Raw genomic sequence first — 19,773 nt, forward strand, 5'->3', positions numbered from 1 at the left:
GCTACACCTCACTTTCGTTGCGGTCAGCGGGCGCGGTGGCCTCGGCTGCAATGGAACGGATCGCGTCGACGAGACGGGCGCGATCACTCGGGTCAATAATGCGGAAGTAGCTGTCGACCGAACGGCCGGGCTCTGGTGTGGCGCCCGGCGTCGGGGCGAGTCGCCAGCCGAGCAACACGAGGCCGTCGGTCTCGACCACGCGGTCGATGGCCCACGTGGCCGGGGTCAGAAGTTCGATGGCGTCGGTCGGCACGAAAACCGGGCCTGTCCCGGTGAGATCGAGCCTCACCCCGGCATCCGTTGCGGTGATCTCGGCCCTGGCTCGAAACGCGAGGCCGGGGATGAAGAGCCGTTCGAGCGGCGTGTCGCGGGGTGTTGTCGCCACGTAGTAGCCGCGGGCAACGGCCAGCACCATCTCGGTGCCGCTTGGCACGGGGTACCCGGCCACGGTTCCCGAGTCGCGTTTGCTGCGCTTGCGCCAGCTGCGGAACATGAGGGTGAACACGCCGAGGAGAACCACGGCGATGATGATCGTGGGAACGGCCCTATCCATTGCTGTGCTCCGCCATCTGAACGCGAGCGGCGGCAGCGACCTCCGCGGCGTCACGCAGCACGCCGTCGAGCAGCGTGGCGTAGCCCTGGTAGAAGGTGGCCTGCACGACGCCTGGAAGCGTCATGGACAGGTACGGCGAGTTCACGCTGGTTCCCGACAGGTCGGAGCGGGTGAAGACCCGGCTGGTCGAGGCGTCGTAGAGCGTGAGGTGGGCCGGGCCGCCTTCCCTGATCGGTTGCCCCTGCGAGGCGAGGCGTCCGATCCGCGCGGGCGTGGCGGAGAGCACGCGGGCGATGTCGCTCCAACCGAGCAGACCGTTGGAGACCACGGATGCGTGAACGACCGACAGCGCGGACTCGAGGCCCACCATGCCGTTCGCCGCGGCATCCCACTCGCAGTCTTTCGACTCGATCGGGTGCGGGGCGTGGTCGGTGGCGACGATGTCAATGGTGCCGTCGGCGAGCCCGGCGCGCAGCGCCTCGACGTCTTCGCGGCGGCGCAGCGGGGGGTTCACCTTGAACCGCGCGTCGTAGCCGGCCACGAGATCCTCGGTGAGCAGCAGGTGGTGTGGGGTGACTTCGGCGGTGACGTTGATGCCGCGGGCCTTGGCCCAGCGGATGACGTCAACCGAACCGGCCGTCGAGACATGGCAGACGTGCAGGCGAGAACCCACGTGCTCGGCGAGGAGCACGTCGCGGGCGATGATGGATTCCTCGGCGACGGCCGGCCAGCCGACGAGACCGAGTTCCCCCGACAGCGCGCCCTCGTTCATCTGTGCCTTTTCGGTCAGGCGCGGCTCCTGCGAATGCTGGGCAATGACGCCGTCGAAGGCTTTGACGTATTCGAGTGCGCGGCGCATGAGCAGCGGGTCTGACACGCAGAAGCCGTCGTCGGAGAAGACGCGGACCCGGGCCCGACTCGTGGCCATTGCTCCGATCTCGGCGAGTTGCTGGCCCTTCAGGCCCACGGTCACGGCACCGATCGGCTGCACTTGCACGTAACCGGAACGTTCGCCGAGGGCGAGCACCTGTTCGACGACGCCGGCGGTGTCCTGGGCCGGTGAGGTGTTGGCCATGGCGAACACGCTCGTGAAGCCGCCGCGCGCGGCGGCCTGGCTTCCGGTGAGCACGGTCTCGCTCTGCTCGTAGCCTGGTTCACGCAGGTGGGCGTGCAGGTCGACGAGGCCGGGGAGGGCGATGAGCCCGTCGGCGTCGACGAGGGTTGCTCCCCGGTGGGACAGGCCCGTTCCGAGCTGCTTCACTCGACCGTTTTCCAGCACAATGTCGGTACGCGCGCCGTCGGGAAGTGTCACTCCCCGGATCAGGTACGTCTGGCTCTTGCTCGACTCAGCGGGCATCATGCATCCTCTCGGTCACCGGACAGCAGCAGATACAGCGCGGCCATCCGCACGGAAACCCCGTTTGCGACCTGCTCGAGCACGGTCGAATTGACCGAATCGGCTGCCGCAGACGATATTTCCAGCCCGCGATTCATCGGGCCAGGGTGCATAACAATGCTATCCGTGCCGAGTCGATTAAATCGCGCGTCGTCAAGCCCCCAGGCGCGGGAATACTCCCGACTGGTGGGAAAAAATGCCGCGCTCATGCGTTCGGCCTGGATTCGGAGCATCATGACCACGTTGGGTCGGGCGTCAATGGCCGCGTCGAGGTCGAAGCCGAAGGTGGCCGGCCAGCCGCTCGTGTCGGCTGGCAGCAGGGTGGGTGGTGCGACGAAGGTGACCTCGGCGCCGAGGGTGGGCAGCAGCCACAGGTTTGAGCGGGCGACACGCGAGTGCAGCACGTCCCCCACGATCGTGACGCGCACGCCGTCGAGTCCCTTGCCGCGGCTGGCCGCACCGTGGATGCGGCGCCGGATGGTGAAGGCATCGAGGAGCGCCTGGGTCGGGTGCTCGTGGGTGCCGTCGCCGGCGTTGATGATGCCGGCGTCGATCCACCCGCTCTGTGCGAGCACGTGGGGTGCGCCCGACGCCGGGTGCCGAATCACGACCCCGTCGGCGCCGATGGCGGCCAGGGTCTGTGCGGTGTCCTTGAGGCTTTCGCCCTTCGACACGCTGGAACCCTTGGCGCTGAAGTTGATCACGTCGGCGCTGAGCCGTTTGGCGGCGGCTTCGAAGGAGATGCGGGTGCGGGTGGAGTCCTCGAAGAAGAGGTTGACGACGGTCTTTCCGCGCAGCGTCGGGAGCTTCTTCACCTCGCGCTGGGAGACATCCGCCATGTCTTCGGCAATGTCGAGGAGCGCGATGGCGCGGTCACGACTGAGATCGCGCGTTGTGAGCAGGTGCCTCATGAGACTCGCCCTCCCTCGATCGATACGAATTCGTCGCCGTCGGTTTCTTCGAGGTGCACGTTGATGCGTTCCTCGGTGGAGCTCGGCAGGTTGCGGCCCACGAAGTCGGCGCGGATGGGCAGCTCCCGGTGCCCGCGGTCGACGAGTACGGCCAGTCGCACGATGTTGGGCCGGCCGTGGTCGCCGAGCGCGTCGAGCGCCGAGCGGATGGTGCGGCCGGAGTAGAGCACGTCGTCGACGAGCACGACCGTGGCGCCGTCGATGCTTCCCGGCACGTGGGTTCGAGATGGCGTTCTCGTGCGTGTGTGGGCGAGGTCGTCGCGGTACAGGGTCACGTCGAGGGAGCCGGCCTGAACGTTGGTGGCGGTGGGTTCGATCCGAGCGATCGTCTCGGCGATCCGCCGGGCGAGGACCACGCCGCGGGTGGGTATGCCGAGGATGACGAGGTTGTCTGGACCCCGATTGGACTCCAGGATCTCGTGGGAGATTCGAGTCAACGCGCGGGTGATGTCAGCTTGGGTGAGCACAATGTGTTCCAACAGCCGACCTCCTTCCCCGTCTCACAGGACGGCTGTTAAAGGATGTCAATTTTCTGGGGTCTATCTGGATCTCATTCAGAATAACGGATGCTGCGGGTCAGATGAAACTCGACCTTGACACCTCGTGTTACTAGGCCTAGCATCTCTAAGTATGAACAGGGAAGCACTCAAGGGTCATCTCGACCTGCTGGTCCTGTCCGTCCTGGCCGACGGACCCCTGCACGGTTATGCCGTCATCGAGCAGTTGCGCACGCGCAGCGACGACGTTTTTGACCTCGCAGAGGGCACCGTCTACCCCGTCCTGCATCGGCTCGAGGTCTCGGGTCTGCTCGAAAGTGAGTGGAGCACGGTCGCGGGTCGCAGGCGCCGGTCATACCGGCTCACCGGTCCCGGACACGCCATGCTCTCGGAGCAGAGCGAACGCTGGCACCTGTTCTCATCAACCGTCAATTCCGTTCTGCGCAGCAAGCCGTGGCCGACTACCCCCTGATTTCGAGCTACATCACCGCGTTTGACGCTGCGCTCAGCAGCCGACCCGACGCCGTCGATCTCCGTGACGAGGTTCATGATCACCTCATCACCGCCGTAGAAGGGCTGTGTGCTCGCGGTCTCGACAGCGAAACGGCCCAGCGCCGCTCCCTGGATATCTTTGGCGAGCCCGCCGTCATAGCGGGGATGATCTCTGCAGTTCCCGTGAAAGGTTCACCCATGAACACCTTCTTCACCCGCGCAGCCCCATATTTGGGCTTCGCGGCAGCGGCACTCTGGATCGCGGCGGCCGCTGCGTTCCCTTTTGCTATGGATACCCTGTTTTGGTCCTGGCGTCCATTGGGGCGCTCCTCTTCACGTGGTTCTGGATTCTCTGGCTGGGCCTGCTCGTCGCCGCGACCATCCTCACATTCGTCCGCAGGAAGGATTCAGAGCTGGCGCGCGGAATCCCGCGGGTCCTGCTGGTCGTGGTCTGGCCGGTTCTCGTCCTGGGCACGGTCGTGGCAGCAGTTGTCGAACCTCAGTGGGACCCGAGGTCGTCCGCAACCGTGCAGGCGGCGGCGCTGGCCACTCTGTGCCTGATCTACGGACTCGGAATCGCGGCGCTCGGTGTGCGCCAGCGTAAGTCGGCCCGAACAGTCGACAGCAACCGGCATCCGCTCATCACTGCTTAGCGCACGGGTGGATCAGGGAGTGAAGGCGCCCGTCACGAACTGGGCAAACTCCACCGGGTCGGTGAGGCTGCCTCGGTAGACAGCGCCGTCGACGAGCACGGTGGGGGTTCCGGAGATCGCGGGGATCTCCGCACCGTCAAGGGGGCCCGTGACAGCTGCTTCGGTGTTGGCCTGCGACCAGGCGTCGTAGGCACCGCTCGTCAGGCAGTCCGAAATGCTCGCACCACCGGGCACGAGGGCGACGAGTTCGTCGTCGGACAACCCCTCCGTGTCTTCTGCCGGCTGGTTGGCGAACAGGGCGGCGAGGTAGTCGAGGGTCAGCTCGGGGTTGAGCGTGGCCTGGCAGGTGAGCGCCGACGACGCGCGGGTGGAGTAGTCCGTTCCCTGGGAGAGACGATCGAGGAAGGTCATCGAGTGCAGCCGCAGCGTGATCGCGTCGTTCGTGGCGGCCAGGGCGAGGCTGCCCCCATTCGTCTGCTCGAACTGCCGGCAAAACGGGCACATGGGGTCGAAGTACACGTCAATCGTGACCGGGCCGGTGCCCACGGTGAGGTACCCGGCGTCGAAGTCGGCAGTGCCGACCTTGCCGGAGGGCTCAGTAGAGGCATCCGGAGCGTTCGGGGAACCGGCGTGCGGCGTCGGTGAGGCTGACGACGGAAGGCCGTGGGGTATGCCGTTCAGGGCGGCAACGAACACGGTGCCCATCGTCGCCGCGAAGACAACCATCAGCACCACCACGAGGGCGGTGAACACGGTGGCGACCGAACCGATGATGATTCCCGCCAGCGCCAGTCCCCGCCCTGCTTCCCCGCGCGCTCGAATCTGCGCGAGGGCCAGGAATCCCGTGACGATGGCGATGACGCCGATGAAGAACGACAACGCCAACGACACGACGGCCAGGGTGTTCGTCTTCGGTGCCTGCGGGAACGGCTGCGCCGGGGGCTCGGGCTGGTCCGGTCCGGTACTGGTCATGAGATCCCTGGATTACTCGATTTGGCGCCTCAGGCGGTGGGGGCCGTCTGGGCGATCTTGCCGAGGAGTCCGTTCACGAAGCCGGCCGAGTCATCCGTTGACAAGGTCTTGGCCGCTTCCACGGCTTCGTCGATGGCCACGGCGTGCGGAACGGCTTCGTTGTAGAGGATCTCCCAGATCCCGATGCGCAGAATGGCACGATCGATGTTGGGCAGGCGTGCCAGCGACCAGCCCTGCGAATAGGTCTCGATGAGTTCATCGATCTCTTCGCGGTGGTCGACGACGCCGTCTACGAGTTCGCGAGCGTAGAGCCACGACGCGAGGCGAGCCGGTTCGCTCGCCGCACGCTGCGCCTCGGTGGCAAGCGACTCGGGGATGGTGATCTGACGCACATCAGCGGCGTACAAGATATCGATGGCGCGTTTGCGTGCCTTGGTGCGGGCGCTCACTAGTTGACGCGGCCCAGGTAGTCGCCGGTGCGGGTGTCGACCTTGACCTTGGTGCCCTGCTCAAGGAAGAGGGGAACCTGAATCTGGTACCCGGTCTCCACGGTCGCCGGCTTGGTGCCGCCGGTTGAACGGTCGCCCTGCAGGCCGGGCTCGGTGTACGTGATTTCGAGTACAACGGATGCCGGCAGCTCAACGTACAGCGGGTTGCCGTCGTGCAGTGCCACGGTCACGGACTGGTTCTCGAGCATGAAGTTGATCGCCTCGCCCACGACGGCCGAGGAGACGTGCAGCTGGTCGTAGTCGGCCATGTCCATGAAGACGTAGGACTCGCCATCGGCGTAGAGGTACTGGAAATCGCGACGGTCAACGTTTTCGGTGTCGATCTTGGCGCCGGCGTTGAATGTACGGTCGACGGTCTTGCCGGAGATGACGTTCTTGAGCTTGGTGCGAACGAACGCACCGCCCTTGCCCGGCTTGACGTGCTGGAATTCGATGACGGCCCAGAGGTTACCGTCGATCTTGAGCACGACGCCGTTCTTGATATCAGCGGTAGAAGCCATGGGGGGTGTGATCCGTTCAATTGTTAAAGTGCGTGGTCGATTCGACCGTGAACGAGTCTACGTGACCGAACCGCAAGAGCCAAAGGGGGCGGGTGTTCAGTGCTTTCGGGTGACGAAGTCGAGGGCCAGGCGGTACGAATCGAAGCCGAGCCCGGCGATGACGCCGGTAGCGATCGCGCTGACCACGCTCGTGTGCCGGAAGGTTTCCCGCGCGTGGGGGTTTGAGATGTGTACCTCGATGAGTTCGAGGCCGGCCGTGGTCACGAGGGCGGCCGCGTCGCGGAGCGCATAGCTGTAGTGCGTGAACGCCGCCGGATTGATGATGACCGGGAGGCTGTTATCCACGGCCTCGTACAACCAGTGGATGAGTTCGGCCTCGTCGTCGGTCTGCCGGAGGTCGATGGTCACTCCGTCCGGAGCTGACGCCGTGAGCAGGGCGCGAAGGTCATCGAGATTGGCGGAACCGTAGACATCCGGTTCACGACTGCCGAGTCGACCGAGGTTGGGTCCGTTCAAAACCAAAACTGTGCTCATGACCACAGCCTAAAGGCGTGCAGGGCCCGTCTCCGAACCGGGGGCAGGGCGTCACCCGATGACGAACCACGCGAACAGCGCGATCAGCACTCGCCCGGCACGCACCGCGGACGACAGGAAGGACGCTTTCGTGATCTGCGCGTGTCTCGCTCGAACCGGGATTCGAGCTAGCCAGCCCGGGTCTATGTGTCGTGGGTGCCCCAGGGCGGATCGCTGCTCGGGGTGTTCGCCCGGTGGGTGGCGGCGGGTCGCCAGGTTCGGGTGGGGTCGAAGAGCACGGGGCCGCGCAGGTGGGGCCTCCCGTTGATCATTCGAATGTCCCACCCGGCGGTGTCAATGGTGTGGTGGTGGAACCAGCACAGCAGCACACCGTTTTCCACGTCGGTCAGTCCGTGGGATTGCCACGGAATCACGTGGTGCACCTCGCACCAGGCGGCGGCGATTTTGCAGCCGGGGATGACGCAGCCGCCGTCGCGGGCGGCGATCGCGCGGCGCTGGGCGGGGCTGAAGAATCGTTCCTTCGCTCCCAGGTGCAGTACGTGGCCGTCGTCGCCGATGATGACCTGCCGGTAGCCGCCCGCGCACAGCCGCTGGTTTACGCTGCGAAGGCTGATCGGGGCGTCCACGCCGTCGATCCAGCCGACGCCGCGACCGTTCTTCAGGTCGCGGGCGTTCACGTGCACCATCACGACGGGCGCCGCGCCGCCCATGGTCGGGGTCTTCGGGTCACGGGCGGTCTTTTCGAACACCGCCCGCAGAATGTCGGCGCACTTCTCCCCGCCGGTACGGTCGTCGACGGCTTCTTCGGCGCCGGGGATGAGTTCCCCGGCCTCCAGGCGCGCCTGGTCCTCCGCCGACGGAAACGCCGGTGCCGCGTGGGCACTGAGGAACGTGTTGAACACCCCGTTCATCACGCCGCGAAGGTCGGGCGTCACACCGCCGCGCAGCGGATACAGCCCATCCCGCAGGAGCCCGAACCCGAACGTGCTCTTCGCGGCCGTCTTGTCGTCGCTCGGCGCCGCCCCATCAGGGTCGAGCATCGCCGCCCATTCGTGGGCCTGCGCCCGAATGAGGTCGGCACTGAACGCGATCCCGGCACCCGGGAGTCCTTCGGTCTCGGCGGTGATCGCCCCCGTCGCCGACGCCACCAGGGCGCGTTCGGCCCGGTCGAGGTCGTCCGGGGCGACCCGGGTCGAGATCTGCTCGAGTGCGGTGACGATGACGTCGGCGGCGTCCACCCCGAGTTCCCCGGCGGCCAGACTCTCGGCGACGGCGGGGTGCCGCACCGGCATGACTTGCCCGACCAGGCCGCTGGTCGCGGACGAGACCCCGGTGATGGTGCCGCCGAGGCGCATCCGCCGCTTCGCCTCGCTACTCGAGATACGCGTCACCCCGGTGATCAGTTCGAACTTGCCGCGGCATCCGTTCTTCCACGCGAGCGAGTCATGACCGAGGCCGGAGTCGGCGCGAAAAGCCACGTTGGCGGCGGAGCTGATCCGGCCACCATCCACCCGACGCCCCACGGCCTCCAGCGCCGCCATCACGCTGAGTGCATCGTCATCATCGAGGAGGCTGAACTGCACTCCGGCGAGGGCGGCCGTGACGAGTTCGCCGGCCTGCAGTAGCAGGGCGACCATCTCAGCTCCGGACTTCACCGTCGTGAACATACCCCCATTTTAGCGCGAATCGAACGTAAACGCGAGAGTTGCTCACGTAGCTCTTTCTGAGTTTCGTATCTGATTCCCTCGCGTCGACGCCCCGAACACACCCGTCAGCGGCCCCACGGGCGGCACTGACGCCGGTTCCGGGAACGGACACAGCTCACCCACCGGCCAATTCTTTGCCCTGGCTTCGGCGCTCAACCTGGTCGGTGCAACATGCCAGGCTGCTACTTACTTCTGGCCCATGCTGAGCCACGCGCCGCCGACCGACTCGACGCTGTCGAAGCGGTCGCTGAGTGCGTCGACGGGTTCAACAATCGACGCGTCCACGGCGAGATCGGCTACATTCCCCCGGTCGAGGCCGAAACCAACTCCGACGCCCACCCACCCGCCACCGTCCAGAGGAAACGCATATCGCCGGGGCTTGACAGTGTTGCGTGGAAACGCCATGGTCGACGTGATCGTCGAACCCGCAGAGTTAACTTCAGTGCGATGGCGCAACGGCTGCTGGGGCCCGTCGAACCCGCACGGACATTACCGTGGAATGGAACGTTGCAGGGTCAGAGCTGGAGAGGAGTCCCACGTGGACGAGAGCGATGACGACGCTCAGACCGTGCGTGGAACGATCGTCTTCCCGCCCGCGCAGCGCCCCGAGGAGCCGTTCACCGTCATTGTCCAGCTCGAAGATGTGTCGCGAATGGATGCCCCGAGCAGGATCCTCGCGGAGGTCCGGCTGGCCAACCGCGACTTTGGGGCAGGCAGGGGCCGCGAACTTCCGTTCCGTCTGCCGTTTCCGACCGAGTTACTCGACCCGGCGAAAGCCGGCCCGCTTCGCCTCAACCTGCGGGTGCATGTGCGTCACACGGCAGTGAGTCATGAGCCCGCCAGTCGCGGGATCATGACGCACGTCGATGTGACCGAGGGAGATTTCGTCTCGACTCAATCACACCCGGTTCCACGGGGTGGGGCGCTAGTCCGTATCCCGGTGCAGCGAGTCTGATCCGGTCTTCTGTTCAGGCTCGTCGAACGCAGTGATCACCCCGCCGAGACTCTCGTAACCGGTCAGCGACGGGCCCCACGCCGAGCCATTGAACCACTTGTGGAACAGTGCACTGTTCGTGCCCGTCAGGAACACGTCGAGCCGGTTCGGCGCCCAGGAGACCACTCGCGGTTGCGAGGTCGCAATGCCGCCCATGTTCTCGTACCCGGTCAGCGACGGGCCCCACGCCGAGCCGTTCCACCACTTGTGGTGGAGCGCGCTGTCCGTGCCGATCACGAACACGTCGAGCCGGTTTGGACCCCAGGCGACGACCTCCGGTTCGCCGACACAGACCCCGCCCATCCGTTCGAAGTCATTGATCGACGGGCCCCACGCCGAGCCGTTCCACCACTTGTGATAGAGCGCGCCGTCGGTGCCAGTAACGAACACGTCCAGCCGGTCCGGCCCCCACGAGACAACCCGTGGCGATGACATGCAGACTCCGCCGAGCCGTTCGTAGCCCGTCAGCGAGGGACCCCACGCGGCACCGTTCCACCACTTGTGGTACAGCGCCCGGTCGGTGCCGATCACGAATACGTCGAGCCGATTCGGGCCCCAGGAGGCGACCTCGGGTTGGCCGATGATACCGCCGCCCATGGCCTCGTAGCCCGTTACTGACGGACCCCACGCCCCGTTGAACCACTTGTGGTAGAGCCCACGGTCGCTGCCAACAACGAAGACATCGAGCCGGTTCGGCCCCCACGAGACGATCCGTGGGTCGCCGAGGCAGACCCCGCCCATGTATTCATAGCCGGTGGCCGAGGGCCCCCACGCCGAGCCATTCCACCACTTGTGGTAGAGCGCACTGTCGGTGCCGGTCACGAACAGGTCGAGCCGGTTCGGTGCCCACGCGACCGCCTGGGGTACGCTTTCGGCGATGCCGCCCATGTTCTCGTAGCCCGTCACCGATGGCCCCCAATTCGCGCCGTTCCACCATTTGTGGAACACGGCGCGGTTGGTGCCAAGCACGAACGCGTCGATCCGGTTTGGCCCCCACGACACGACCGGCCCCGAACTCGCGCGTGGCGTCGACGGGTACATGAAGTCGACCGCCGCAATATCGCCGGCCGAAAGCGCGGTGCGCTGGCCTATCTGGACCCCCGCCTGCACCGGGGTAATCGTCTCAAGCCCGTTCTTCGAAAAGGCTGTGCGTGGATAGTGCATGATCGAGCCGTAGTCGTAGGCCCCCACATCATCACCATCAACAATGTGCTGGTCAAACTGGCTTTCCATCCCGGGAGAGATGTTCTGCCGGTTGATCGTGACGAAGGTGTCACGGTCCTCACGACTCTGCTCATGCCACAACCCCACCGTGTGGCCGATTTCGTGGATTGCATTGCCGGTCGTGCAGTCGCTGCCGAGACTGATGGTTTGCCTGCCGTTACCCTGCATGCCGAGTCGTGACCAGCATCCGCCGGCATCAGAGAACTCGACAAAGTTCGGGAATTGAGCGGCATTGGCCGGCGTGCGCTCGGGGAACCTGATCGGCGTACGTGCTTCCCAGTGCGCGATCGCGTCCCGTACTCGCTGTTGGTTGGGTAGAGCAGCGTTGATCTGGAACGGGACCTGGGAATTCGGCCAACGGAACCGGGCGCCGGGGATGATGACGGCGCGGGCATGCTCGTCGGCCGAGAGTCCCTGGGCATCCTTGGTCTGTTGCATCTCGGCCACAGTGCCGAGCACAATGTCACCCTCGAAGACTGCCAGTCCGTCAACCTCGTGGTACGTCACCTCCGTCGGGGCCAGGTTCACGCCGGAAATAACGGCGGTTCCTGTGGTCTGTTCGGCTTGGAACTCGCCCTCACTCGTGAAGACTCCGAGGCCATCGTCGGACTCATTTTCGTTCATCTTGTGTACTCCTCACTACTGTTCGGGGTCGCCCAAGGCACTCCTCAAGGCACGCTCCGAGGCATGTGTGCACAACGTCCACTGAATGCGCGCCAGAGTACGCCGCGGGGCGTTATCGACGCGTTACTGCTGCGCAGCACGGGTGCACCGCTTCCCGGTACACCGAAGGCGGTCCGGCGCGAGCCGGCCGGTGGCATCCCGGTAGGGGCGACGTTCGTGAGCGCTGATCGGACTGCGCCCGCACCGCACGCTGACGAGACGGCTGGAGTGGTCGAGCCTCACAACCTCTGCGCATGAGGGCCGCGCGGCCATGGTGTCGACGCAGCGGCCAGGCCATAGGGTTCAGAAACTTTTTGGCGGCGTGCACACATCGGCATTCCCCTCTTCCAAGGACCGGTGTGTCGATGTTGCGGCGCGCCTGACGATTGCCCAACTCCGATTCGATGCGATAGTCAATCGCGCCGGGTCACGCACCTGCCGCTTGGATAGCCGTGACCTTTGGGTGGGACTCAGGCGCGGGATTCAACCTCAAGCACGGCGGCTTCGAAGGCCACCCAGGGCAGCATGGCGCACTTGACCCGCGCCGGATAGCGCGAGACACCGCTGAAGGCTGCCGCGTCTCCGAGCACGTCCTCGTCGGGCTCGATCTTGCCGCGTGACCGCAGCATTTCGCGGAACGTGTCCAGCAGCGTGCGTGCCTCCGCCACGGTGAGGCCGCGCAGTGTGTCGTTCAGTACCGAAGCGGATGCAATGGAGATCGAGCAGCCCTCGCCTCGCCACACGAGGTCCTCCACAGTGGTCTCGCCCCCTGCCGGGCTGAGCGTCACGCGCATGGTGACCTCGTCGCCGCAGGACGTATTCAGCTGGTGCGACTCGGCCACCCGCGGCGAACCCGCGGCGTCGAGAGCCGCGAGGGGTTCCGCGGAGGCACCATGCCGCGCCTTGTAGTGGTCGAGGATGATGGTCTGGTACAGCTGTTGCAGGTCGCTCACGGCGTGACTCCAAAGAAAGGTGCGACCTCACGCAGGGTGGCCAGGAACTGGTCCACCTCGTCGGTCGTCGTGTACAGATAGGTGCTCGCGCGGGTTGATGCGGTGACTCCCAGACGGCGGTGCAGTGGCTGGGCGCAATGGTGTCCCACACGCACGGCAATGCCCGCGTCGTCGAGGTACTGGCCCACGTCGTGCGCGTGAACGCCGACCACCTCGAAGCTCGCGAGTCCGAGGCGTTCCACACCGATTCCCGGGCCCAGCACGCGGATGCCGGGAATCTCGCCGAGTCCCTCCATGAGGCGCTGCCCGAGCGTGGCCTCCCAGCCAGCGATGCGGGCCATGCCGGTCTCGCGCAGGTAGTCCACCGCGGCAGCGAGGGCTATGGCCTGCGAAATGCGTTGCGTGCCCGCCTCGAAGCGCTGGGGCGGCGCCAGGAATTCAGCCTCATGCATGCTGACCGTGGTGATCATGGAGCCACCGGTGAGGAAGGGCGGCATGTCGGCGAGCAGTTCCGCCTTGCCGTAGAGCGCGCCGATACCGGTGGGCCCGAGCATTTTGTGACCGGAGAAGACCGCAAAATCCACATCGAGCTCGACCACATTCACCGGCAGGTGCGGAACGGACTGGCACGCATCAAGAACCACGAGGGCGCCGACGCGCCTGGCCAGTCGTACCAGCTCGGCAACGGGGTTGATCCCGCCGGTCACATTGGACGCGTGCGTGAACGCGAGCACACGTGTGTGCGTCCCCACGATCTCGGCGGCCGCGACGAGGTCAAGCGTGCCATCGTCGTGAACGGGGATGAAGCGAAGCGTGGCGCCGGTGCGCAGGGCGAGCTGCTGCCAGGGGATGAGGTTGGCATGGTGCTCCATCTCGGTGACCACGATCTCGTCACCCCCAGCGAGCGCGAAGCGTTTCGCGGCCTCTCCCCCGAGTCCGAGAGAGGCATTGGAGAACGAGTAGGCCACAAGGTTGATCGCCTCGGTGGCGTTGGACGTCCAGACAAGCTCGGTGCTCTCCGCCCCGATGAAGGAGGCAACCGTCTCGCGGGCGGCTTCGAACACCTCGGTCGCACCGACCGCGAGGGTGTGCGCCCCGCGGTGCACGGCGGCGTTGCGCTGCTCGTAGTACTCCTGCTCGGCTTCCATCACGCTGATGGGGTTCTGCGATGTTGCCCCGGAATCCAGATAGTTGAGCGGATGTCCGTTCACGAGTTGGGCCAGCACGGGAAAGTCATTGCGGATGCGTTCCACCTCGGCGGCGGTAAGCGTGGGTGCCATCATGGTCGGTGGAACAAGAGAGGTCATACATCAAGGATATTCCCTCGCTCGGTTTGTGTTTCCGCCAGCGTCCTCACAATTGCTCGGGTGCGAGCGGTGGAAATCGGTTCGAAGCCGTGTAACGCTTATACGGTGACCGTGACCGAGCCCCTACTTGACGTGCGTCCTGACACCGTGCTGGATCGGCCATGGGTGACTCTGGTCTGGAATGACCCGGTCAACCTCATGTCTTACGTGTCCTACGTGTTCCGCAGCTACTTCGGTTTCACCCCGGAGGAGGCCGAACGACTCATGTTGCAGGTGCACCACAACGGCAAGTCGGTCGTGGCAACCGGCAACCGTGAGGCCATGGAACGTCACGTCGAGGCCATGCACGGCTATGGTCTCTGGGCGACGCTCGCCAAGGCCGACTCGTGAGCATCTTCGGACTCGCTGCCTCCGGCAACCTTGTCGGTCGGTTCAAGCCGGTCGAGGCCGACCTGATGCAACTCGCGGTCGCCCAGCTCGTGGACATGCTCGAGACCGCCGGTGACGACGTGGTTGTGGCATCCGCTGACCCCGTGCTGCGCCGCATGCTGCCGGATGCCTACCCTGACGACGAGGAGGCGACCGCCGAGTTTCGTCGCTTCACGGCCGGCGACCTGCTCGCGGCCAAGGTGTTCAATGCACGGGTGGTACTCGCGACCCTGCGAGCGGCCCTCGCCGATACGCCGATGACGCCGGCCGATAACTCGCCGGGCGCGGCAGCGCGGCGCGCCCGCGAGCCGAACCCTAAACCCCGCGAACCCGTCACCCTCGACCTCGACCCGGAGGCCGTGCAGTCGTGGTTGCGCACGCTCAACGACCTGCGCCTCACCCTGGCGCAACGTCTGCTGATCTCCCCCGACGGTGCCCTGCACCTCGAAGATGACGAAGCACCGTTCCTCAACGAACTCTATGCGTGGGTCGGCATGGTGCAGGAGTCACTCATTTACTCCATTGATATCTAGCGCGGTCTGATCTGTCGCTCAAGCGATAGGTGGCCTGTTCGCCCGTTTCGTGTGGCCAACATCAACCCGAGGGCTGTGCCGCAAGCCTCGCCAGGCGAAGAAGCGCGATGTCTCGCAGTTCGTTGGTGACGTTCGTCAGTTCTGCGGCATCGTCGAGTTCAAGTCGACGATTGAGTTCAGTGAGAATTTCGGTCCGTGAGCGCCCAGCGGCTCGAATCAAAAAGATGCGACCGAAACGCTCTTCGTACGCCCGATTTCCTTCCGCGACGGCCTCGTCGACCGCCTCGTCGTGGGCGTCAACGGATTGCTGCTCGCCACGGGAGAACTGACTGGCCTGCGAGTCACCCGCGGCGGCTTCCCCGATCCGAGGGTGCCCGGACAGCGCCTGCTCGATCTCGGCCGGGCTGAGCGGGGTCGCCTCCTCCCGCGCCGCCAGCAGCAGGTCGGCTGGCGCATTGAATGGCCCACGGGCCAGGACCCCGTCGACCCACCGCGGAACGGCCAGGCACGATTCCAGCCACCCGCGTAACTCCTGAGCACCTACAGTTTTCATTCGCTCCCCAGACCTCGATCGACAAGGATAGTGTGCTCGATCAGCCTAGGGCCTGCGCCGCGGCGAGACCATACGGCGGCGGGCCGGCGAATCGGCGATGAGCACGAGCGGAATCCCGCAGCGGCGACCAACTCGTCCGCGTGGCGGCCGCGGCCCCTCAACGGGCGTGGCGGCGGATTGAGGTGAGGACTCCGTTCGGGAGCATGCCCTACAGACTGAGCAGCTGGTGGGCGAGGGAGTCAAGAGTCCCAGGGACGAGCTTGTAATAGGCCCAGATCCCGCGTTTGTCCCGCGACAGGATGCCCGCCTCAACGAGGATCTTCAGGTGGTGGGAGACGGTGGGCTGGCCCAGGTCCAGGGGCGCTGTCAGGTCACACACGCAGACTTCAGCCTGCTCGTGCGCGGCGACCATGGAAATCAACCGAAGCCGGGTCGGGTCGGCGACCGCCTTGAAGATCCGAGCCAGGTCAACGGCGCTCTCGGCGCTCAACGCGGGCGTCGTTGCTGGTTGGCATGCGCTCACGTCGGTCAGTGGGAGCAACTGGGCTAACGGCACGTGAACACCCTCTCGCTAGATTGACAAGTATCGATACATTCGTGAAACTTAACATATCGAAGTACTTCGATCTTATCCTGGAGGCGACCGCGCCCAATGATTTCCCCCGAACCAGTTTCTTCGGCGTCACTGTCGCAGGGGCCGCCCCAACTCGGGCTCACCGACCGGTACCTGCCGGTCTGGATCATCGCGGCGATGGGAGCCGGCCTGCTCCTGGCCGCGTTCCTTCCGGCTGTCGGTGACGCGCTGCACGCATTCTCGATCGGCTCAGTAAGCGTCCCGATCGCGATCGGATTACTCGTCATGATGTACCCCGTGCTGGCGAAGGTGCGCTATTCGGATGCCCGGACGATCGCGGGCGACAAGCGCCTGCTCGTCTCCTCGCTGCTCCTGAACTGGGTGCTGGGTCCCGCGCTCATGTTTGCGCTGGCATGGATCTTCCTGCCCGACCTGCCCGAGTACCGCACCGGACTGATCATCGTGGGCCTCGCCCGCTGCATCGCCATGGTGCTGATCTGGAACGACCTTGCCTGCGGTGACCGGGAGGCCGCCGCGTTCCTGGTGGCGGTCAACTCCGTGTTCCAGGTCATCGCCTTCGGTGCGCTCGGCTGGTTCTACCTGCAGGTTCTCCCCGCCTGGCTGGGCCTGCCCACCACAAGCGCGGACTTCTCCTTCTGGGCCATCACCGCAAGCGTGCTCGTGTTCCTCGGCATCCCGCTCCTGGCCGGCTACCTCTCCCGGCGCATCGGTGAAGCGCGCCGCGGCCGCACCTGGTACGAGGCAACATTTCTTCCCAAGGTCGGACCGTTTGCGCTCTACGGCCTGCTGTTCACGATCGTGATGCTGTTCGCCCTGCAGGGCCGACAGGTGATCGACGCCCCGTTTGACGTCGCGCGAATTGCCTTGCCGATGCTGGTCTACTTCGGCGTGATGTTCCTGCTCGGGTTCGCCGTGGGCAAGATCGCGGGCCTGGCCTACGAGCGTTCGACCACGCTGGCCTTCACCGCCGCCGGCAACAACTTCGAACTGGCCATCGCCGTCGCGATCGGCACATTCGGTGCCACGAGCGGGCAGGCCCTGGCCGGGATCGTCGGTCCGCTCATTGAGGTGCCGGCCCTCGTGGCCCTTGTCTACGTGGCGCTCTGGTTGCGGCCCCGCCTCTTCCCCACCACTCCCGCATCCACGCCGACTCCGGCATCCACACCGACTCCGGCATCCACACCGACTCCGGCACGGCAAAGGACAACACCATGACCTCTCCCACACCCATTGTGCTCTTCGTGTGCATTCACAACGCCGGCCGCTCGCAAATGGCCGCCGGTTACATGACGGCCCTCTCCGATGGCGCCGTCCGGGTGCTCTCGGGCGGGTCGGAGCCCGGCAACCAGATCAACCCGATCGCAATCCAGGCCATGCAGGAAGAGGGCATCGATATCACGGGCAACGTGCCCCAGCTTCTCTCCACCGAGCAGGTACAGGCCTCCGACGCCGTCATCACCATGGGTTGCGGCGACGTCTGCCCCATCTTCCCCGGCAAGCGCTACGAGGATTGGGAGCTGACCGACCCGGCCGGCAAGAACCTCGATGAGGTGCGACCCATCCGCGACGACATCAAACGGCGCGTGCAGGCGCTGCTCGCCGAGATCCTCCCGGCCACGGTCTGAGTCTTCTGACAATCGGGGCCGGCCGTGGAGACACCCCGTCCCTGCTGCGTGCGCGGGAGGCACCGCGACCGGGCATCTGGCGCGCGCCGTCGTCGACGCCTCCGGCACACCCGCCGGCCGCACCGCCGGGTTGGGATGGGGACGTGCAGCAAAACCTCGACTACGGGGCGTTTTCGGCTGGTGTTCCCTCGTTGGCGGGGAAGTGGCTCTCAGCCTGATCGATGGCCCACGCGGCATTGATCAGTCCGACGTGACTGAACGCCTGGGGAAAATTGCCCAGTTGTTCGCCCGTTTCCGAGTCGATCTCCTCCGCGAGCAGGCCGACGTCGTTGGTGTGGCTCACGGCTCGCTCGAACACCTCGCGGGCTTCACCGGACCGGCCTCCGGCGGCGAGGACATGGGCGAGCCAGAATGTGCAGAGCAGGAAGGTGCCCTCGTTTCCGTTCAGGCCGTCGACGCCCGTGTCTGTCTGGTACCTGTAGACCAGCCCTCGGGTGTCCGTGAGCCGCTCGATGATGGCGTCCACGGTGGCGAGCACGCGGGGATCGGATGCCGGCAGGAACCCGACGATCGGTAGCATCAGTGCCGCCGCGTCCAGGTCGGGCGAATCAAAGGATTGCGTGAAGGCGCCGGCCTCCTCGTTCCATCCCTTCTCGAGGATGGTGGCGCGGATCTGCGCGGCCATCGTTGACCACTCGGCGACTCGGTCTGTTGCGTGCAGCTGCTCGGCCATGGCGATTGCGCGGTCGAGGGCTACCCAGCACATGAGTTTCGAGTAGAGGAAGTGGCGCGGGGCACCGCGGATTTCCCAGATGCCGTTGTCCGGCTGCTGCCATTGGCTTGCGGCCGCATCGGCGAGGGCGACCAGGAAGGTTCGTGTGGCAGGTTCGATCTCGCCGAGTTGCTCACTCAGCCGGAACGCCGCGTCGAGGAGTTCGCCGTAGACATCAAGCTGTGGTTGGTCCCACGCGCCGTTTCCCACCCGGACAGGGCCGCTCCCGCGCCACCCGGTCAGTTGTGGGAGGAACCGTTCGGACAGGTCATGTTCGCCGCCGATGCCGAACATGATCTGCAGATGACGGTCGGGGCTGGAGTGCGCGGCGGCGGCGGTCATGAAGTCGAAGAATTCGTGGGCTTCATCCGGGCAGGCAGCAACCCAGAGGGCCTTCATGGTGAAACTGGCGTCGCGTACCCACGAGTAGCGGTAGTCCCAGTTGCGTTCACCGCCGATTTCCTCGGGCAAGGATGTCGTAGCGGCGGCCACGATCGCACCGGTGGGCTGGTAGCTCAGCGCCTGGAGCACCCGTCCCGAGTGATGAACCAGCTCCCGCCACGGCCCGTCATAGCTTTGGTGGATCGCCGACCACTCCTGCCAGCTCGCGGTCGTGGACGCCAAGCCGGTCGCGATCTCATCCTGGGTGTAGGCACCCGGTAGCGGCTCGCCGAGGCGCGTGCGCTGCAGGGCAAAATACCGGTGTTGTCCCGCCTCGAGAGTGAACCGAACCCGGATCTCCCCGCCGAGGCCCGTCACCGGGGCAGGAAGCGACAGGGTGAGCCGGCCCGAACCGCCGGTGGCGACAACACCGGAATCGATCTCAGCAAAGACCGGGACCACCAGACCGTATTCGGGGCGGGGGCGGCAGGTCATCTCGATCGTGACCCGACCCCTGGTGCAGTGCACGCCGCGCAGCAGGGTGTGTGGCGCATTTTCGCCGAGGCGGTGTGGATCGCTGGAGTCCCCCAGCTCCAGGGCGTCGATCAGTTCGAGGGTGCCCTCATCGGTGTGGAAAGTGGTCTGCAGGGCCATCGTCCCTTCCACGTACGAGCGGGTTGATGTGGCCAGCGTGCTGGGCCGGATCGACCAGTGCCCGGCAGCGTCGTCCAGGATCGACGCAAACACGGATTCGCTGTCGAACCGGGGGAAGCACAGCCAGGCGATCGAACCGTCCCTGGTCACCAGGGCGGCGGAGTGCCGATCCGAGAGCAGCGCGTGGTCGGCGATCGGAAGGTCACTCATCCGAGTTCTTCCGCATCAACAAGCGCCTCGGGCCCAGACTCACCATCGACAGGCCGGGCGATGGTGGTTGCAGTGTCGATGTGGCATGTCATAGTTT

General features: G+C 65.7%; 23 protein-coding genes. 7 read left to right on the top strand and 16 right to left on the bottom strand.

Features of this window, described 5'->3' with window-relative positions:
• Nucleotide 1: 1 nt before the first annotated feature.
• Genes EDD25_RS01255 through pyrR form a run of 4 tightly spaced genes read right to left on the bottom strand, consistent with a single transcriptional unit; the run spans nucleotide 2 to nucleotide 3,402 of the window.
• Nucleotides 2-553 (bottom strand): PH-like domain-containing protein, encoded by a 552-nt coding sequence (locus tag EDD25_RS01255; RefSeq protein ID WP_134171675.1) that lies wholly within the window; start codon nucleotides 551-553, stop codon nucleotides 2-4.
• Complete coding sequence (locus EDD25_RS01260; protein WP_134171676.1) at nucleotides 546-1,913, bottom strand: dihydroorotase; 1,368 nt, start codon at nucleotides 1,911-1,913, stop codon at nucleotides 546-548. The genes EDD25_RS01255 and EDD25_RS01260 overlap by 8 nt, the downstream gene beginning before the upstream one ends.
• Nucleotides 1,910-2,860 (bottom strand): aspartate carbamoyltransferase catalytic subunit, encoded by a 951-nt coding sequence (locus EDD25_RS01265; protein WP_134171677.1) that lies wholly within the window; start codon nucleotides 2,858-2,860, stop codon nucleotides 1,910-1,912. The genes EDD25_RS01260 and EDD25_RS01265 overlap by 4 nt, the downstream gene beginning before the upstream one ends.
• The gene (gene pyrR / locus EDD25_RS01270) at nucleotides 2,857-3,402 is read right to left on the bottom strand and encodes a bifunctional pyr operon transcriptional regulator/uracil phosphoribosyltransferase PyrR (RefSeq protein WP_134171678.1); all 546 of its coding nucleotides are present in this window, start codon (nucleotides 3,400-3,402) and stop codon (nucleotides 2,857-2,859) included. The genes EDD25_RS01265 and pyrR overlap by 4 nt, the downstream gene beginning before the upstream one ends.
• A gap of 148 nt (nucleotides 3,403-3,550) precedes the next feature.
• Here pyrR and EDD25_RS01275 point away from each other — a divergent pair, with 148 nt between their 5' ends.
• Nucleotides 3,551-3,889: a PadR family transcriptional regulator gene (locus tag EDD25_RS01275; RefSeq protein WP_134171679.1), complete on the top strand. Its 339-nt coding sequence runs from the start codon at nucleotides 3,551-3,553 to the stop codon at nucleotides 3,887-3,889.
• 322 nt (nucleotides 3,890-4,211) lie between these two features.
• Nucleotides 4,212-4,562, top strand: a complete 351-nt coding sequence (locus tag EDD25_RS01280) for a hypothetical protein (RefSeq protein ID WP_134171680.1) — start codon at nucleotides 4,212-4,214, stop codon at nucleotides 4,560-4,562.
• Nucleotides 4,563-4,574: 12 nt separating this feature from the next.
• On the opposite strand, the gene EDD25_RS01285 is transcribed toward EDD25_RS01280, so the two are convergent.
• The 6 genes from EDD25_RS01285 to EDD25_RS17340 all read right to left on the bottom strand — a co-directional run bounded on the left by EDD25_RS01285 (nucleotide 4,575) and on the right by EDD25_RS17340 (nucleotide 9,122).
• The gene (locus EDD25_RS01285; protein ID WP_134171681.1) at nucleotides 4,575-5,534 is read right to left on the bottom strand and encodes a DUF4190 domain-containing protein; all 960 of its coding nucleotides are present in this window, start codon (nucleotides 5,532-5,534) and stop codon (nucleotides 4,575-4,577) included.
• A 29-nt stretch (nucleotides 5,535-5,563) separates the two neighbouring features.
• On the bottom strand, nucleotides 5,564-5,983 hold the full coding sequence (nusB, locus tag EDD25_RS01290) for a transcription antitermination factor NusB (RefSeq protein WP_134171682.1): 420 nt from the start codon (nucleotides 5,981-5,983) through the stop codon (nucleotides 5,564-5,566).
• Complete coding sequence (gene efp / locus EDD25_RS01295) at nucleotides 5,983-6,543, bottom strand: elongation factor P (protein WP_134171683.1); 561 nt, start codon at nucleotides 6,541-6,543, stop codon at nucleotides 5,983-5,985. The genes nusB and efp overlap by 1 nt, the downstream gene beginning before the upstream one ends.
• Nucleotides 6,544-6,639: 96 nt before the next feature.
• Nucleotides 6,640-7,077 (bottom strand): type II 3-dehydroquinate dehydratase, encoded by a 438-nt coding sequence (locus EDD25_RS01300; RefSeq protein ID WP_134171684.1) that lies wholly within the window; start codon nucleotides 7,075-7,077, stop codon nucleotides 6,640-6,642.
• Nucleotides 7,078-7,259: 182 nt separating this feature from the next.
• Nucleotides 7,260-8,744 carry an HNH endonuclease signature motif containing protein gene (locus tag EDD25_RS01305; protein ID WP_134171685.1) on the bottom strand — a complete coding sequence of 495 codons (1,485 nt, stop codon included), beginning with the start codon at nucleotides 8,742-8,744 and terminating at the stop codon, nucleotides 7,260-7,262.
• A 225-nt stretch (nucleotides 8,745-8,969) separates the two neighbouring features.
• The gene (locus tag EDD25_RS17340) at nucleotides 8,970-9,122 is read right to left on the bottom strand and encodes a hypothetical protein (protein WP_166671158.1); all 153 of its coding nucleotides are present in this window, start codon (nucleotides 9,120-9,122) and stop codon (nucleotides 8,970-8,972) included.
• Nucleotides 9,123-9,321: 199 nt separating this feature from the next.
• On the opposite strand from EDD25_RS17340, the gene EDD25_RS17345 reads away from it, so the two are divergent.
• Nucleotides 9,322-9,738, top strand: coding sequence for a YbaY family lipoprotein (locus EDD25_RS17345; RefSeq protein WP_166671159.1), 417 nt, complete (start codon nucleotides 9,322-9,324; stop codon nucleotides 9,736-9,738).
• Here the strand turns inward: EDD25_RS17345 and legP are convergent.
• From legP to EDD25_RS01325, 3 genes are all read right to left on the bottom strand, one after another.
• Nucleotides 9,709-11,625, bottom strand: a complete 1,917-nt coding sequence (gene legP, locus EDD25_RS17675) for a Dot/Icm T4SS effector Zinc-dependent metalloprotease LegP (protein ID WP_198418807.1) — start codon at nucleotides 11,623-11,625, stop codon at nucleotides 9,709-9,711. The two genes, EDD25_RS17345 and legP, sit on opposite strands and share 30 nt — an antisense overlap.
• Before the next feature lie 509 nt (nucleotides 11,626-12,134).
• Nucleotides 12,135-12,617, bottom strand: a complete 483-nt coding sequence (sufU, locus tag EDD25_RS01320; RefSeq protein ID WP_134171687.1) for a Fe-S cluster assembly sulfur transfer protein SufU — start codon at nucleotides 12,615-12,617, stop codon at nucleotides 12,135-12,137.
• On the bottom strand, nucleotides 12,614-13,924 hold the full coding sequence (locus EDD25_RS01325; RefSeq protein WP_134171688.1) for a SufS family cysteine desulfurase: 1,311 nt from the start codon (nucleotides 13,922-13,924) through the stop codon (nucleotides 12,614-12,616). The genes sufU and EDD25_RS01325 overlap by 4 nt, the downstream gene beginning before the upstream one ends.
• 111 nt (nucleotides 13,925-14,035) lie before the next feature.
• Between EDD25_RS01325 and clpS the strand changes: the two genes are divergently transcribed.
• Together clpS and EDD25_RS01335 are read left to right on the top strand one after the other, a co-directional pair.
• Nucleotides 14,036-14,314, top strand: coding sequence for an ATP-dependent Clp protease adapter ClpS (gene clpS / locus EDD25_RS17855; RefSeq protein WP_241986234.1), 279 nt, complete (start codon nucleotides 14,036-14,038; stop codon nucleotides 14,312-14,314).
• Nucleotides 14,311-14,886 (top strand): DUF2017 family protein, encoded by a 576-nt coding sequence (locus EDD25_RS01335; RefSeq protein ID WP_134171690.1) that lies wholly within the window; start codon nucleotides 14,311-14,313, stop codon nucleotides 14,884-14,886. Before clpS ends, EDD25_RS01335 begins: the two co-directional genes overlap by 4 nt.
• Before the next feature lie 61 nt (nucleotides 14,887-14,947).
• Here the strand turns inward: EDD25_RS01335 and uraD are convergent, their stop codons facing one another.
• Both uraD and EDD25_RS01345 read right to left on the bottom strand, forming a co-directional pair.
• Nucleotides 14,948-15,439 carry a 2-oxo-4-hydroxy-4-carboxy-5-ureidoimidazoline decarboxylase gene (gene uraD, locus EDD25_RS01340; RefSeq protein WP_134171691.1) on the bottom strand — a complete coding sequence of 164 codons (492 nt, stop codon included), beginning with the start codon at nucleotides 15,437-15,439 and terminating at the stop codon, nucleotides 14,948-14,950.
• Between the two features lie 208 nt (nucleotides 15,440-15,647).
• Complete coding sequence (locus EDD25_RS01345; RefSeq protein WP_243834545.1) at nucleotides 15,648-15,962, bottom strand: ArsR/SmtB family transcription factor; 315 nt, start codon at nucleotides 15,960-15,962, stop codon at nucleotides 15,648-15,650.
• A gap of 129 nt (nucleotides 15,963-16,091) precedes the next feature.
• Between EDD25_RS01345 and arsB the strand changes: the two genes are divergently transcribed.
• Together arsB and EDD25_RS01355 are read left to right on the top strand one after the other, a co-directional pair.
• Nucleotides 16,092-17,249 (top strand): ACR3 family arsenite efflux transporter, encoded by a 1,158-nt coding sequence (arsB, locus tag EDD25_RS01350; protein WP_134171693.1) that lies wholly within the window; start codon nucleotides 16,092-16,094, stop codon nucleotides 17,247-17,249.
• A complete protein-coding gene (locus EDD25_RS01355) occupies nucleotides 17,246-17,659 on the top strand; it encodes an arsenate reductase ArsC (protein WP_134171694.1) in 414 nt (137 codons plus the stop codon). Before arsB ends, EDD25_RS01355 begins: the two co-directional genes overlap by 4 nt.
• 160 nt (nucleotides 17,660-17,819) lie before the next feature.
• On the opposite strand, the gene EDD25_RS01360 is transcribed toward EDD25_RS01355, so the two are convergent.
• Nucleotides 17,820-19,676 carry a glycoside hydrolase family 15 protein gene (locus tag EDD25_RS01360; protein WP_134171695.1) on the bottom strand — a complete coding sequence of 619 codons (1,857 nt, stop codon included), beginning with the start codon at nucleotides 19,674-19,676 and terminating at the stop codon, nucleotides 17,820-17,822.
• Between the last annotated feature and the right edge of the window lie 97 nt (nucleotides 19,677-19,773).

Source organism: Cryobacterium psychrophilum (genome assembly GCF_004365915.1).
Classification (GTDB): domain Bacteria; phylum Actinomycetota; class Actinomycetes; order Actinomycetales; family Microbacteriaceae; genus Cryobacterium; species Cryobacterium psychrophilum.

Excerpts from the sequence above, each read along its gene's own strand:
- EDD25_RS01265 (WP_134171677.1), bottom strand. The coding sequence starts at position 2,860 with ATGAGGCACCTGCTCACAACGCGCGATCTCAGTCGTGACCGCGCCATC.
- EDD25_RS01275 (WP_134171679.1), top strand. The coding sequence starts at position 3,551 with ATGAACAGGGAAGCACTCAAGGGTCATCTCGACCTGCTGGTCCTGTCC.
- EDD25_RS01255 (WP_134171675.1), bottom strand. The coding sequence starts at position 553 with ATGGATAGGGCCGTTCCCACGATCATCATCGCCGTGGTTCTCCTCGGC.
- efp (WP_134171683.1), bottom strand. The coding sequence starts at position 6,543 with ATGGCTTCTACCGCTGATATCAAGAACGGCGTCGTGCTCAAGATCGAC.
- EDD25_RS01355 (WP_134171694.1), top strand. The coding sequence starts at position 17,246 with ATGACCTCTCCCACACCCATTGTGCTCTTCGTGTGCATTCACAACGCC.
- EDD25_RS01325 (WP_134171688.1), bottom strand. The coding sequence starts at position 13,924 with ATGACCTCTCTTGTTCCACCGACCATGATGGCACCCACGCTTACCGCC.
- EDD25_RS01285 (WP_134171681.1), bottom strand. The coding sequence starts at position 5,534 with ATGACCAGTACCGGACCGGACCAGCCCGAGCCCCCGGCGCAGCCGTTC.
- EDD25_RS01300 (WP_134171684.1), bottom strand. The coding sequence starts at position 7,077 with ATGAGCACAGTTTTGGTTTTGAACGGACCCAACCTCGGTCGACTCGGC.
- EDD25_RS01360 (WP_134171695.1), bottom strand. The coding sequence starts at position 19,676 with ATGAGTGACCTTCCGATCGCCGACCACGCGCTGCTCTCGGATCGGCAC.
- EDD25_RS01305 (WP_134171685.1), bottom strand. The coding sequence starts at position 8,744 with ATGTTCACGACGGTGAAGTCCGGAGCTGAGATGGTCGCCCTGCTACTG.
- EDD25_RS01260 (WP_134171676.1), bottom strand. The coding sequence starts at position 1,913 with ATGATGCCCGCTGAGTCGAGCAAGAGCCAGACGTACCTGATCCGGGGA.
- legP (WP_198418807.1), bottom strand. The coding sequence starts at position 11,625 with ATGAACGAAAATGAGTCCGACGATGGCCTCGGAGTCTTCACGAGTGAG.
- arsB (WP_134171693.1), top strand. The coding sequence starts at position 16,092 with ATGATTTCCCCCGAACCAGTTTCTTCGGCGTCACTGTCGCAGGGGCCG.
- uraD (WP_134171691.1), bottom strand. The coding sequence starts at position 15,439 with ATGAAAACTGTAGGTGCTCAGGAGTTACGCGGGTGGCTGGAATCGTGC.